A 12,126-nucleotide genomic window follows, 5' to 3' on the forward strand; every position below is an offset into this window, starting at 1 on the left:
ATCGGGTGGCTAGGAAGCGGACTTGCTGCCGACTCCGGGGCGGGTAGGTTGCAGCTCGTAGGTGATCAGGCGGGAGCTGTTGGCGACGACGGCGACGGAGGAGGCGTTGTGCAGAATGGCGGCGAGGACGGGAGACAAGGCGCCGCCGGCGCTGACGAGTAGGCCGATCGCATTGACCGCGATGGACATCGCGTAGTTCTGCTGAACCAATGCGACCGCGTGGGCACCGAGGTCGCGGACATCGAGGAGGCGGCGCAGGTCGTCGCTCGCCAGCGCCACATCGGCGGTTTCGACGGCGACGTCGGTACCGGCCAGGCCCATGGCGATCCCGATGTTCGCGGCGGCGAGCGCCGGCGCGTCGTTGGTGCCGTCACCGACCATCGCGACGGTGTACCCGTCGTCCTGCAAACGGCGAACCGCGTCGAGTTTGTCTTCCGGCATCACCTCGGCCTGCCACTCGTCGATGCCCAGTTCCGAAGCCACCGCCGCGGCCGTCATCGGATGGTCGCCGGTGAGCATCACGATCCTTCGGATACCGTCCGCCCGTAACCGTGACAACACCTCGAGCGCCTCGGGCCGCACCTCGTCACGGAGACTGATCAGCCCCACCAGCTTGCCGTCGACCGCCAACAGCAGCGGCGTCTCGGCCCGCTGCTGGAGTTTGCGTACCCAGTCGGCGGCGCGCTTCGACACGCGCACATTCTCGTCGCGCAGCAATCCTTCGCTGCCCAGGAGCAGCGTCCGCCCGTCCGCCCACGTGCGCATACCGAGGCCGACGAGGACCTCGCACTCTTCGTGCGGCGGGATCACGATGTGCCGTTCCTCGGTCGAGCGGATCACCGCCTCGGCGAGTGGATGCCGGGAATGAATTTCCGAGCTCGCCGCATAGGCAAGGACCCGTTCCGGCTCCCAATCCTTGGCGAAGGCAACCACATTCGTCACGATGGGGCGACCGATGGTCAGAGTGCCGGTCTTGTCGAAGACCATCGCGTCGACGCATCCGGCCTGCTCGAGGTGCGATCCGCCCTTGATCAGGATGCCGCGCCGGGCACCGTTGCCGATGGCGGCGCTGATCGCCGTCGGCGTCGACAAACCGACCGCGCACGGGCACGCGATCAACAGCATCGTCATGGCGCGGCGGACATCACGGGTCAGGACGAGGGTCAGCGCGGACAAGGCGAAAGATGCCGGCACGAAACGGCGGGAGAAATTTTCACCGACGGTCTGGATCGGGGCGCGGTGCTCCTGAGCCTGCTCGACCTGCGAAATGATGCGTCCGATCGTCGTTTCGTTGCCCACCGCGGTGGCCCGGATGACGAGCCGTCCGCGCAGCACCACCGAACCCGCGTGCACGAGGTGTTCGGCCGAAGTGGCGATCGGCAGTGTTTCACCGGTGATCGCGGACTGGTCGACGATCGCCTCACCCTCCACCACGACACCATCCACGGGTATCGCGACGTGATCGTGGACCACGACTTCGTCCCCCACCTGCAGCGAATCGACGTCCACCGAAACCTCGGTGCGGTCGGCCAGACGAATCCACGCGGTGTCCTGAGTGCCCTTGAGGAGATCGGAGATGGCGCGCCGGGTGCGGCGCAGGGTGAGTTCTTGGAGGTACTCACCGATGTTGAGCAACCACAGCACCGTCAGGGCCACCACGTTCTCCCGGAGAACCAGGCTGGCCACCGTCGCGGCGGAGACCAGAGCGTCGGTGCCCGCCGTGCGGTTTCCGGTCAGAGTGCGGAGTGCTCCTTTGAGGAAGGGGTAGCCGGTGAAGATGGTCGCGCCGGTGGCGAACACGCGGCTGGTCGGGCCGAGTAGAGGTGCGCGGCGCAGTCCGTATCGGCGGACTCCGAGCACGAGCAGGGCGGCGCCGCCGATGGCCATCCGCACGATGTCGGCGTTACCGACGTCGGCCGAGCGAGGGGAACGGTCCGGGACCAGCGCCCAGGGCGTCTCCTCGCCTGCAGCGATGGTGTCGAGCAACTCGGTGCGATCGAGCCGTTTCGGCGAATACCAGACCACCACCGACGCGGTCCGCGGATAGGCGTGCACGGCACGCACCCCGGCGAGCTTTTCTATCGAATCTTCCAGGGCGACGGCCCGTCCCACACTCGCGCGGAGCCACGGCAGATGCACGCGGATTCTGCCCGCCGCATCCGACAGGACTGCGACATCGTGCGAGATGTGCGTGGCCGGCTCGGCGGACATGTCAGTGTGTGTGACCGTGACCGGTGTCCGGCTCCGCCGGCGGGGGAACTTCCTCGCCGATCCTGCCCTTGGCCTCGGCGATGACGTCGGCCACCTTCAGCCTTGCCGACTCCGCGCCCTCCTCCGCCTTCCGGGTCCCGCGCAGTCCCCACGCGGTCACGGTGACCGCAGTCTCGTGGAAGGGCGCCTTCGCGACCGCTTTGCGGGCCGCGTTGTACGCGGCGACACCGACAGCGCCGGTGACCACGGTGGAGGCAGCTTTGGCGAGCAGCATGTGAAGGGCCATGACCCATGGTCGCACCCACAGCTCGAAATCGCACGAAGACTAGTGTTTCGCTTCTTCGACTCTGTTGCGCAAGAAGATGAGCGGGAGGACGAGCGTGGCGATGGCGGTGACGAGCCACACGATCAGTGTGGCGAAAACCCACGACTGCCACCCGGAGATGGACATGGCACCGAACAGGTTGACCAACACCAGTGAGACGAAGGTGGATACCAAACCGATTCCCCCGAGGAAAGCAGGAGCGTTTCGTTCGGCCACTTTGGTGATGAAGGGCGCGAGGATGCTTTGCGCCAACGCGAAGAGCACCACAGTGCCGATGAATCCTGCGACGGTGATCGATACCTCGGGCAGAAGCCACACCGCCGCGAGAAGGCCGATCGCTGCCGAGCCGAGGAAGATGACGGCCCGGAGGAGAAATCGAATCATGAGTCGATCCTTTGCGTCGCAGGGTCAACAGATCACGGTCAGGAGTACGCCCTCGCGGTGAAGGATCAGCGGTTCGGCCGGGAGCCGAGGGCCGCTGGTTCTGACATACGTCATTGTCTCTCCCACGTGACCGTCTCGCGGCAAGTTGACGATCTCTGCGACTCGACCAGCGGCCGCACGGCCCCGCCGAATCCGGGAGGAATGCCTGCCGTTCCGGCGCCTGCGTGCGACGATGGGAAGTACTTCGGGAGTGATGGGGTATGTCGAACCGCCGTGTGACGGGTGCAGCGATCTACACGGCCGCGCTGCTCGCGGCCGTAGCGACGGTCACGCTTGCCGTACGAGTGGTGCCCGCCTCGGATGCCGGGAGAAGCGCTCCCGAGCCGGGAACGGGTGCCACTCGGGCACTGATCGTCATTGCTGTTTTCGCAGTCGTGATCGCGGCGATCGCACTCGCGGCTGCTCTGCAAGGTGGGCGCCCCCGGGTGGCCCCTGGTGAGCCGCCGGCCGATGCGGTCGAGCGGGCATTCTCTGCGAAGTCGCGCAGACAGATCCTCGCGTGGACGGCCGGTGCCTGTGTCCTCGTGATCGCCGCGTATCTCCTCGGCTCCGCCGGTGGCAACGAGCCCCCCGCCCGGGAGGCTCCGGCCGCCACCGAGTCCGGGGGCAACTCCGAATCACCGTCCGAAGCCACTCCGCCCGAGGCGTTGCGTCCCACGTCCGACAGCGCACAAGCCCGCAGCGATCAAGCCGAACTATGGACTGCCGCAGCCATAGTCGGACCCGTGCTGGTCACCTTGCTCATACTGGGTGCGGCGGCCCGACGCCCTGTGGTCGTGGGCCGTGAGGTACCGACTCCGGTCGATATCGACACCGCCTCGGCCGCGGCGCAGTCACTGGTGCGTGCCGCGGAGGAGGGTCTCGCGGCGGTCGTCACGACGGAGATGCCGCCGCGGGAGGCCATCATCGCCAGCTACGCCGCCATGGAAGACGCCCTTCGGCGGGCGCCGGGCGCCGAACCCCGAGATTCGGATACGCCGTCGGAAGTGCTTGCCCGGGCGGTGCAACTCGGTGTGCTGCGCTCGGAGGCTGCAGCGCCGTTGGTTCGTCTGTTCGCCGAGGCCCGGTTCAGCCGGCATCCGATGGACGAACGTCATCGCGCTGAGGCGGTCGACCTGCTCAGGCGTGTGCTGGACGATGTCGGGGCGCAGCGCCGTGCGAATGACCTCGGGAGCAACACGTGCTCGCCATTGCCGTGATCGGGATCGCGGCAGTACTGGCCGTGGAGATTCCGCTCGTCGTATCCGGTCGGGACAACGTTGCGGTCGTGGTGGCGGGGGCCGTGACCGCCCTCGTGCTCTTCGAGGTTCGGCGGCGGATGTCGCAGGAGGACGACGACGATGTGGTGGCGGGTCCGGAAGCCGATCGGGCCGAGGCGATGAGCCGCTGGCTGACGCGCACGGAGTCGCTGATCAGCTGGGCGGACGGCACCCGCGGAGACTGGGACCACCATCTGCGTCCACTGCTTGCCCGCGAATTCCAACAGTCCACCGGGCAGCGAAAGGGCGTCGACCCGGCCGCGACTACCGCCGCCGGGCGAGTGTTCTTCGGTGACCTGTGGCAGTGGGTGGATCCCGACGACGTCCGCCGTTCCGACCGGACCGAACCCGGCCCCGGTCGCGACGTGCTCGACCGGATACTTCAACGGTTGGAGTTGCTGTGACCCTCCCCGCCCAGATGACCACCGCCCGCGCTCAGGCCGTTCTGGCGGAAGTCGAACGTGCCGTGGTGGGGAAACACGACGAACTGACGTCGATCCTGCTCGCGGTCCTCTCGGGTGGCCACGTACTGATCGAGGATCTGCCGGGGCTGGGAAAAACTCTGGTTGCCCGGTCGTTCGCGGCCGCACTCGGGCTGGACTTCACCCGCGTGCAGTTCACCCCGGACCTGCTGCCTGCCGACCTGCTCGGCGCCACCATCTACGACATGCCGTCAGGGCGGTTCGAGTTCCGTCCCGGTCCCATCTTCACCAACCTTCTCCTGGCCGACGAGATCAACCGCACCCCGCCGAAAACCCAGGCTGCTCTACTCGAGGCGATGGCAGAGGGGCAGGTGAGTGTCGACGGCACGACGCGGATCCTGCCGCGACCGTTCATCGTGCTGGCCACCGACAATCCCATCGAGTACGAGGGCACGTATCCGTTGCCCGAGGCCCAGCTCGATCGCTTCGCCCTGCGGTTGCGGCTCGGGTACCTGACCGAGAAGGACGAGCAGGAGATGCTGCAACGCCGTCTCGACCGGGGATCGGCTCCGGTGGTGGTCCAGCAGGTGGTCGACGCCGCGGATCTGCAGGCGATGCGCGAATCGCTCGAGGAGGTCAGCGTCCATCGTGACGTCCTCGGCTACGTGGTCGCTCTCGCGAACGCCACCCGTCAGCATCCGCAGGTAGAAGTGGGGGCCAGCCCACGTGCCGAATTGGACCTGGTGCAGTTGGCCCGGGCCCGGGCGCTCCTCGCGGGGCGCGATTTCGTGATTCCGGAGGACATCAAGGCGCTGGCAGTCCCCGCGGTCGCCCATCGGATCAGTCTGCGACCGGAAATGTGGGTGCGGCGTGTCCGCAGCGAGGATGTCCTGACCGAATTGCTCCGACGGTTGCCCGTGCCGAGGGCACGATGACCGAGCACGTTCTCACCCGGCACGACCTGACGTGGCGGGCGTCGCCCGCCGCCCGCATCCTCGCGACCTGTGCGGCCGTCGCGCTCACGGTCGCCGTGGTGGGCCGCTGGTGGGAGTTGATCGCATTCGCGGCACCGATGCTCGGTGCTCTCGGCGCGGTGGTGTGGTTGCCGCCGCGGGCAACTGGAATCCGCGTCCGATCGAACACTCCCGCGTTGCGGTGCTTCGAATCGGAATCGGTGCAGTGTGCAGCCGAGGTGACGACGGTCGGCGGCGGCGCGCGGCTCGACGTGTCGCCTGCGCGCTCCGACGGCTACACGGTCGACGACGTCGGCGACGGGTATCGGATCACCGCCCACCGGTGGGGTCGCTACGAACCCGCACTGCACATCACGGCGCAGGCGTGCGGAGGTTTGCTCAGCGCAGCACTCGAGGTACCCGTGACCGAACTCCGGGTATTTCCGCTGGCGCCGCCGCTACCGACCCCGCTGCCCCATCGCGCGCTTCCCGACCGAATCGGAGCGCACCGCACCCGCCGGTACGGGTCCGGCGTCGAATTCGGTGACATCCGGCCGCATGCACCGGGAGATCCACTGCGAAGCATCAATTGGCGGGTCAGTGCCCGACGCGGGCGACTGCACGTGACGGAGCGCATCATGGACCGCGCAGCCGACGTCGTCGCAGTACTCGACACCACGCCGCAGGCGCCCGGCCCCGCAGCGGACAGCCTGCAGCGCACCGTCCGTGGCGCCACCCAGGTGGTGCAATCGGCACTGCAACGGGGAGATCGGGCCGGGGTGGTGGTCAGTGGCTCGCGCCTGCGATGGCTCGGTGCCGACATCGGCCGTCGCCAGTTCTACCGCATCCTCGACACTGTTCTGGACGCCGGCGGCACGTCCGGTGGCACCCTTGTTCCGCGGGCAGCGCTACCACCCACTGCCGTGGTGATCGCCTTCTCCACCATGCTCGACACCAACTTCGCGCTGTCGCTGCTCGAGCTGCGCCGCCGGGGCCACGTCGTCGTCGCCGTCGACGTACTGCGAGGTCCGCCGTTCGAGGTCGAACTCGATCAGATGTCCGCCCGGATGTGGAAGCTCGAACGGCGGAACATGTACCGGAACATGAGCGTTCTGGGTGTCCCCGTGGTCGCGTGGGAAGACGACTCGGCATTAGATCTCGCCCTCACTCTGGCGGATCGAGCCCAGCGCCCTCAGGGGGTGGCCAGATGAAGTGGGCCGCAGTTCTGGCAGTGCAGGGAGCGATGGTCGCACTCGTCCTGGGTGATGCATCCGTTCTGGCAGCCGCGACGGCGGGTATCGCGGCAACCGCGCTGCTTCTCGTCGCATTTACGGGACCGGCACCCGGATTCCGGACGCTGATGGTGTGCGCGGCAGTGGCGGGTGCTACTGCTTACCTCGTCACCACAGTCCCGGTGGGTCCGCGATGGTGGTCGTTACTCGGACCGGTTGCCGTCGTGGTGTTGTTCTGCATCGCCGCGGCTCCCTACGTTCGAAAACGCAGCACCGCTCAGAATCGGCGGATGCTGTAGATGTGGAACTGTGACAGCGGGGCAAGGCCCACAGGCACTCCGCGTCCGTAGGCATTGAAGACCTGGCCGAAGCCGGCATAGATACCGATGTGCGACGCATCCGGATTGAGAACCACGATGTCGCCGGGAGCCAGAGCCCACAGCGGAATCCGGGCGCCCACCTCGGCCTGCTCCCATGTGGTGCGCGGAAGCCTGACCCCCGCTTGCCGGAATGCCCACTGCACGAGTCCCGAACAGTCCCAGGCATCCGGGCCCGTTCCGCCCCACAGGTAGGGCTTACCGGTCTGGGTGACCGCTGCCGCCAGCGCGGCGAGACCGGTGGGCGTCGGGATCGGTGTGGGAAGAATTGCGGATCCGCTGGAACTGCCCGCTGTGCTTCCACTGTCGGCGCTGCCGGCGACCGGTGCCGCATGGGAGGGAAACGCCGTCAGGGCGGCCGCGCAGAAGGTCAGTGCTCCCGCTACCACTGCGCGTCGTACGGGAAGATGCCTGCGCTGGGACACGGAGTCCCCCTTCGTTTGCTCCTGCTCCGTGGAAGGCGTGCACCACCTGTTCCCCCGGCGGTGCACGCCCATGTTGCGTCACGGGAAGCGTACAAAGTGTCGCGCGAGTGTGCTTGGCATTTGCTGATATCCGCGCCGAAGCGCCGGTACGGTCCCGGCCGTCACCGCCCGGCGATGGTCAGCACCACGTCGGCCAGGGCAGGGGAGTGATCACGCTCGGGAACGGTGGCCGAGATCAGCAGGAGCCCGGCCTCTTTCCAGATGCGGGCGTGCAACGTCTCGCCGGGAAACACCACACCTGCGAATCGCGCTCGGAAGCCCGCGACCAGCGACGCGTCGGAGTCCAGCATCGTGTCGACCACCGCCTTGCACACCATTCCGTAGGTGCACAGCCCATGAAGAATCGGCGCCGGAAAACCGGCGGCGGCCGCGAACTGCGGATCGGAATGCAAAGGATTGCGGTCACCACACATTCGATACATCAACGCCTGTTGCGGGAGCACGGGAATGTCGACCTCGGCGTCGGACGGGCGGTCCGGCAACTCGACGGACTGCGACGGCCCGCGCTCGCCGCCGAATCCACCCTCGCCTCGGGCGAAAATGGACGAGCGGCTGGTCCAGAGCGGCGCGCCGTCGATATCGGTGGTGGCCGACTCCTGGACGATGACCGCGGCCTTTCCCTTGTCCCACACCTCCGCGATGCGGGTTGTCGTGCGAGCCTTACCCTCCGGCGGAAGCGGCCGGTGCACGGTCACCTCTTGGCTGCCGTGGACCACTTTCGCGAGATCGATGTCGACACCGGGGAAGGACACCTGCGGAGCGTCGGTGGCATGAAAATTGGCCGCGACCGTCGCGAAAGTGGGTAGCACCTGAGGGGTGCGGTCCGTGAGGTAGCGCAGCTCCTTCTCATCCAGCGGACGGGAACCCGCACCGAGGGCGAGATGGTAGTGCTGCACGTCGGACGCGGTCCAGGCGAACTCGAGCGTGGGCAGTTCGGCGCCGATGGCGATATTCGGGTCAATGGGCATGCGAGGCGTCCCTCTTCTGTGTGAGGGGGATGGCTGCGACCACCGTGTCGGATTCGTGCTTGCCCATGTAGAACACGTTATAGAATGATGGGGTTGTCGGTCCATTCTCACTGCCAGGAAGTGTTGGGGACGGCAGCGCACCGGACGAGAACACATGGCATCGAATGTTCCGGGCGTGCGCACTCACGTCAGTTTTCAGGGAAGGCACACAGAACATGCTCTCGAACCAACTACGCACCGAGCTGGCCGATCAGCTCGACGCCGCAGAGCGCAGTCGCATTCCCGTCGGGCCCCTGACCGCCGCCCATCCGGACATCGACGTCGTCGACGCATACGAGATCGCGTTGATCAACATCCGCCGCCGGCTGCAGCACGGCGCGAAGGTTGTCGGGCACAAGGTAGGTCTGTCGTCTCTCGCCATGCAGCAGATGATGGGTGTCGACGAACCCGACTACGGGCATCTGCTCGCCGACATGGAGGTGTTCGAGGACCAACCCGTCGACACGGCTCGGTTCTGCTACCCGAGAGTCGAGGTTGAGGTGGCTTTCGTCCTCGGCGCCGATCTTCCGGGAGCGGACTGCACCGAGCAGGACGTCCTCGATGCCACAGTGGCGTACGCGCCGTCCATCGAGTTGATCGACAGCCGCATCAAGGACTGGAAGATCGGCCTGGCCGACACTATCGCCGACAACGCGTCTTCCGCAGGGTTCGTGCTCGGCACCGACCGGGTGCGCCCGTCCGACATCGACATCAAGGCCATCGACGCCGTCCTGACCCGCAACGGTGAGCTCATCGCCGAGGGCCGCAGCGACGCGGTGCTCGGCAACCCGGTGACGGCCGTCGCCTGGCTGGCGCGGAAGGTCGACAGTTTCGGCGTCCGGTTGAGAGCCGGCGACATCGTGCTTCCCGGTTCGTGCACCCGCGCCATCGACGCTCGTCCCGGCGATCACTTTCGAGCCGAGTTCAGTGGACTCGGAACCGTCTCTCTGCAGTTCAAGTAGGAGTTGTATTCATGACCAAGGCAAGTGTGGCGATCGTCGGTTCAGGCAACATCAGCACCGACCTGCTCTACAAACTGCAGCGATCCGAATGGCTCGAGCCGCGGTGGATGATCGGCATCGATCCCGACAGCGAGGGCCTCGCCCGCGCGCGCAAGCTGGGTCTGGAGACGTCCGCCGAGGGCGTCGACTGGTTGCTGAACCAGCCGGAGAAGCCCGACCTGGTGTTCGAGGCGACCTCCGCCTACGTGCACCGCGAGGCGGCGCCCCGATACGAGGCAGCAGGCATCCGGGCTGTCGACCTGACACCGGCCGCGGTCGGGCCCGCCGTCGTCCCGCCGGCCAACCTGCGTGAACACCTCGGCGCCCCCAACGTCAACATGATCACCTGCGGGGGGCAGGCCACCATCCCGATCGTGTACGCGGTGTCCCGGGTCGTGTCCGTGCCCTACGCCGAGATCGTCGCCTCGGTCGCATCGGTCTCCGCCGGCCCCGGCACCCGCGCCAACATCGACGAGTTCACCAAGACCACCAGCCGTGGCATCGAGACCATCGGCGGGGCGCAGCGCGGCAAGGCCATCATCATCCTCAACCCGGCCGACCCGCCGATGATCATGCGCGACACGATCTTCTGCGCGATCCCCGAGGATGCCGACCGTGCCGCCATCACTGATTCCATCCACCGGGTGGTGGCGGACATCCAGCAGTACGTCCCCGGTTACCGGCTGCTCAACGAACCGCAGTTCGACGACCCCAGCGTCGTGTCCGGCGGACAGGCCACGGTCACCACCTTCGTCGAGGTCGAGGGGGCAGGCGACTTCCTGCCCCCGTACGCGGGCAACCTCGACATCATGACCGCAGCGGCAACCAAGGTGGGCGAAGAGATCGCCCAGAAGCTCCTGAGCGTGGAGGCGTGAGCACGATGGTTCATTTCGACCCCAGCTGGGACATTCGCGTCACCGACACGTCGTTGCGGGACGGCTCCCACCACAAGCGCCATCAGTTCACCGGTGACGAGGTGCGGGCGATCGTCGGCGCCCTCGACAATGCGGGAGTCCCCGTCATCGAGGTCACTCACGGTGACGGATTGGGCGGTTCGTCGTTCAACTACGGCTTCTCCAAGGTGCCCGAGCAGGAACTCATCTCCATCGCCGTCGACACGGCGAAGAACGCGAAAATCGCCTTCCTGATGCTGCCCGGCCTGGGTATCAAGGACGACATCATCGTCGCTCAGGACAACGGCGCGTCGATCTGCCGGATCGCGACCCATTGCACCGAGGCGGACGTCTCGATCCAGCACTTCGGACTGGCCCGCGAGCGCGGCCTCGAAACCGTCGGCTTCCTCATGATGGCTCACTCCATTGCGCCGGAGAAGCTCGCCAAGCAGGCCCGGATCATGGCGGACGCCGGATGCCAGTGCGTCTACGTCGTCGACTCGGCCGGTGCCCTCGTCCTCGAGCAGGTGTCCGACCGGGTCGAAGCGCTGGTGCAGGAACTGGGGTCGGACGCGCAGGTAGGGTTCCACGGCCACGAGAACCTCGGTCTAGGAGTGGCCAACTCGATCGCCGCGGTCCGCGCGGGAGCTAAGCAGATCGACGGCAGCACAAGACGGTTCGGTGCCGGTGCCGGCAACGCCCCCGTCGAGGCGTTCGTGGGAGTATGCGACAAGATCGGTGTCAAGACCGGAATCGACTTCTTCGCGATCGCCGACGCCGCCGAGGACGTGGTACGGCCGGTGATGCCGGCCGAGTGTCTCCTCGACCGCCAGGCTCTGATGATGGGGTACGCAGGCGTGTACTCGAGCTTCCTCAAGCACGCCGAACGCCAAGCCGAGCGATACGGCGTCTCGTCCGCCGAACTCCTCGTCCGCGCAGGCAAGCGCAAGCTCGTCGGTGGACAGGAAGATCAGCTCATCGACATCGCGTTGGAGCTGCAAAAAGAGCGCCTGTGAGTGCGGCTACGCCGCCTGTGAGTACTTCCTAACCTCCCGCGGTTAATAAGTACTCACAGGTCAGCGGGCTGTTTCCCAGAGCCCGACCATGTTGCCTTCGGTATCGGTGAAGTAGGCGGCGAACCCCATCGTGCCGACGGGTGTCTTGCCGGTGACCGTCTTTCCGCCGAGCGATTCGACCTTCTCCAGTGCGGCGTCGATGCTCTCGACGTCGACGACGACGACAGGGGACTTCACCTCGTCGCGCTGCATCATGCCGCCGTTGATGAACCCGGGCTCGGTGGGCATTCCGCTCTCGCCCACCGGTCCGGTGGTGACCATGCTGTAGTCCATCTCCGGGATCTCGGCGATGGCCCAGTCGAACGCGTCGCGGTAGAACGCGCGGGCGCGCTCGCCGTCGTCGAAGGGGATTTCGAAATGCACGATTCTGCCTGTCATGGGTTGCCTCCGGCTTGGCGGAAAACCGCCGTGTCCGACGGCACTTTTCAGCGTAAGTCGCCG

General features: G+C 66.7%; 14 protein-coding genes. 8 read left to right on the plus strand and 6 right to left on the minus strand.

The window, feature by feature from the left end:
- Positions 1-9: 9 nt before the first annotated feature.
- From CBI38_RS04120 to CBI38_RS04130, 3 genes are read right to left on the minus strand one after another with little or no spacing between them, the layout of a single operon-like run.
- Entirely contained in the window at positions 10-2,211 is a 2,202-nt protein-coding gene (locus CBI38_RS04120) for a heavy metal translocating P-type ATPase (RefSeq protein ID WP_109326641.1), read from the minus strand.
- A gap of 1 nt (position 2,212) precedes the next feature.
- The gene (locus CBI38_RS04125) at positions 2,213-2,497 is read right to left on the minus strand and encodes a DUF1490 family protein (RefSeq protein WP_109326642.1); all 285 of its coding nucleotides are present in this window, start codon (positions 2,495-2,497) and stop codon (positions 2,213-2,215) included.
- A gap of 39 nt (positions 2,498-2,536) precedes the next feature.
- Positions 2,537-2,920, minus strand: coding sequence for a hypothetical protein (locus CBI38_RS04130; RefSeq protein WP_109326643.1), 384 nt, complete (start codon positions 2,918-2,920; stop codon positions 2,537-2,539).
- Between the two features lie 260 nt (positions 2,921-3,180).
- On the opposite strand from CBI38_RS04130, the gene CBI38_RS04135 reads away from it, so the two are divergent.
- From CBI38_RS04135 to CBI38_RS04155, 5 genes are read left to right on the plus strand one after another with little or no spacing between them, the layout of a single operon-like run.
- The gene (locus CBI38_RS04135; protein WP_109326644.1) at positions 3,181-4,179 is read left to right on the plus strand and encodes a DUF4129 domain-containing protein; all 999 of its coding nucleotides are present in this window, start codon (positions 3,181-3,183) and stop codon (positions 4,177-4,179) included.
- Positions 4,161-4,643 carry a hypothetical protein gene (locus CBI38_RS04140; RefSeq protein ID WP_109326645.1) on the plus strand — a complete coding sequence of 161 codons (483 nt, stop codon included), beginning with the start codon at positions 4,161-4,163 and terminating at the stop codon, positions 4,641-4,643. The genes CBI38_RS04135 and CBI38_RS04140 overlap by 19 nt, the downstream gene beginning before the upstream one ends.
- Positions 4,640-5,596 carry an AAA family ATPase gene (locus CBI38_RS04145; RefSeq protein ID WP_109326646.1) on the plus strand — a complete coding sequence of 319 codons (957 nt, stop codon included), beginning with the start codon at positions 4,640-4,642 and terminating at the stop codon, positions 5,594-5,596. The genes CBI38_RS04140 and CBI38_RS04145 overlap by 4 nt, the downstream gene beginning before the upstream one ends.
- A complete protein-coding gene (locus tag CBI38_RS04150; RefSeq protein ID WP_109326647.1) occupies positions 5,593-6,825 on the plus strand; it encodes a DUF58 domain-containing protein in 1,233 nt (410 codons plus the stop codon). Before CBI38_RS04145 ends, CBI38_RS04150 begins: the two co-directional genes overlap by 4 nt.
- A complete protein-coding gene (locus CBI38_RS04155; RefSeq protein ID WP_109326648.1) occupies positions 6,822-7,145 on the plus strand; it encodes a hypothetical protein in 324 nt (107 codons plus the stop codon). Before CBI38_RS04150 ends, CBI38_RS04155 begins: the two co-directional genes overlap by 4 nt.
- Here the strand turns inward: CBI38_RS04155 and CBI38_RS04160 are convergent.
- Together CBI38_RS04160 and CBI38_RS04165 are read right to left on the minus strand one after the other, a co-directional pair.
- Positions 7,124-7,648, minus strand: a complete 525-nt coding sequence (locus tag CBI38_RS04160; protein WP_109326649.1) for a C40 family peptidase — start codon at positions 7,646-7,648, stop codon at positions 7,124-7,126. The two genes, CBI38_RS04155 and CBI38_RS04160, sit on opposite strands and share 22 nt — an antisense overlap.
- A 161-nt stretch (positions 7,649-7,809) precedes the next feature.
- Positions 7,810-8,676, minus strand: a complete 867-nt coding sequence (locus tag CBI38_RS04165) for a MaoC/PaaZ C-terminal domain-containing protein (RefSeq protein WP_109326650.1) — start codon at positions 8,674-8,676, stop codon at positions 7,810-7,812.
- A gap of 215 nt (positions 8,677-8,891) precedes the next feature.
- Here CBI38_RS04165 and CBI38_RS04170 point away from each other — a divergent pair, with 215 nt between their 5' ends.
- From CBI38_RS04170 to dmpG, 3 genes are read left to right on the plus strand one after another with little or no spacing between them, the layout of a single operon-like run.
- Complete coding sequence (locus tag CBI38_RS04170) at positions 8,892-9,677, plus strand: 2-keto-4-pentenoate hydratase (RefSeq protein WP_109334845.1); 786 nt, start codon at positions 8,892-8,894, stop codon at positions 9,675-9,677.
- An 11-nt stretch (positions 9,678-9,688) separates the two neighbouring features.
- A complete protein-coding gene (locus CBI38_RS04175; protein ID WP_109326651.1) occupies positions 9,689-10,591 on the plus strand; it encodes an acetaldehyde dehydrogenase (acetylating) in 903 nt (300 codons plus the stop codon).
- Positions 10,592-10,596: 5 nt separating this feature from the next.
- Positions 10,597-11,625: a 4-hydroxy-2-oxovalerate aldolase gene (gene dmpG, locus CBI38_RS04180; RefSeq protein ID WP_109334846.1), complete on the plus strand. Its 1,029-nt coding sequence runs from the start codon at positions 10,597-10,599 to the stop codon at positions 11,623-11,625.
- A 60-nt stretch (positions 11,626-11,685) separates the two neighbouring features.
- Here dmpG and CBI38_RS04185 read toward each other — a convergent pair whose 3' ends face one another.
- A complete protein-coding gene (locus tag CBI38_RS04185; protein ID WP_109326652.1) occupies positions 11,686-12,063 on the minus strand; it encodes a VOC family protein in 378 nt (125 codons plus the stop codon).
- Positions 12,064-12,126 lie beyond the last annotated feature (63 nt).

Origin of the sequence: Rhodococcus oxybenzonivorans, assembly GCF_003130705.1 — a bacterium.
In the GTDB taxonomy this organism is placed as follows: domain Bacteria; phylum Actinomycetota; class Actinomycetes; order Mycobacteriales; family Mycobacteriaceae; genus Rhodococcus_F; species Rhodococcus_F oxybenzonivorans.

Excerpts from the sequence above, each read along its gene's own strand:
- CBI38_RS04175 (WP_109326651.1), top strand. The coding sequence starts at position 9,689 with ATGACCAAGGCAAGTGTGGCGATCGTCGGTTCAGGCAACATCAGCACC.
- CBI38_RS04130 (WP_109326643.1), bottom strand. The coding sequence starts at position 2,920 with ATGATTCGATTTCTCCTCCGGGCCGTCATCTTCCTCGGCTCGGCAGCG.
- CBI38_RS04120 (WP_109326641.1), bottom strand. The coding sequence starts at position 2,211 with ATGTCCGCCGAGCCGGCCACGCACATCTCGCACGATGTCGCAGTCCTG.
- CBI38_RS04135 (WP_109326644.1), top strand. The coding sequence starts at position 3,181 with ATGTCGAACCGCCGTGTGACGGGTGCAGCGATCTACACGGCCGCGCTG.
- CBI38_RS04150 (WP_109326647.1), top strand. The coding sequence starts at position 5,593 with ATGACCGAGCACGTTCTCACCCGGCACGACCTGACGTGGCGGGCGTCG.
- CBI38_RS04185 (WP_109326652.1), bottom strand. The coding sequence starts at position 12,063 with ATGACAGGCAGAATCGTGCATTTCGAAATCCCCTTCGACGACGGCGAG.
- dmpG (WP_109334846.1), top strand. The coding sequence starts at position 10,597 with ATGGTTCATTTCGACCCCAGCTGGGACATTCGCGTCACCGACACGTCG.
- CBI38_RS04125 (WP_109326642.1), bottom strand. The coding sequence starts at position 2,497 with ATGGCCCTTCACATGCTGCTCGCCAAAGCTGCCTCCACCGTGGTCACC.
- CBI38_RS04155 (WP_109326648.1), top strand. The coding sequence starts at position 6,822 with ATGAAGTGGGCCGCAGTTCTGGCAGTGCAGGGAGCGATGGTCGCACTC.
- CBI38_RS04165 (WP_109326650.1), bottom strand. The coding sequence starts at position 8,676 with ATGCCCATTGACCCGAATATCGCCATCGGCGCCGAACTGCCCACGCTC.
- CBI38_RS04170 (WP_109334845.1), top strand. The coding sequence starts at position 8,892 with ATGCTCTCGAACCAACTACGCACCGAGCTGGCCGATCAGCTCGACGCC.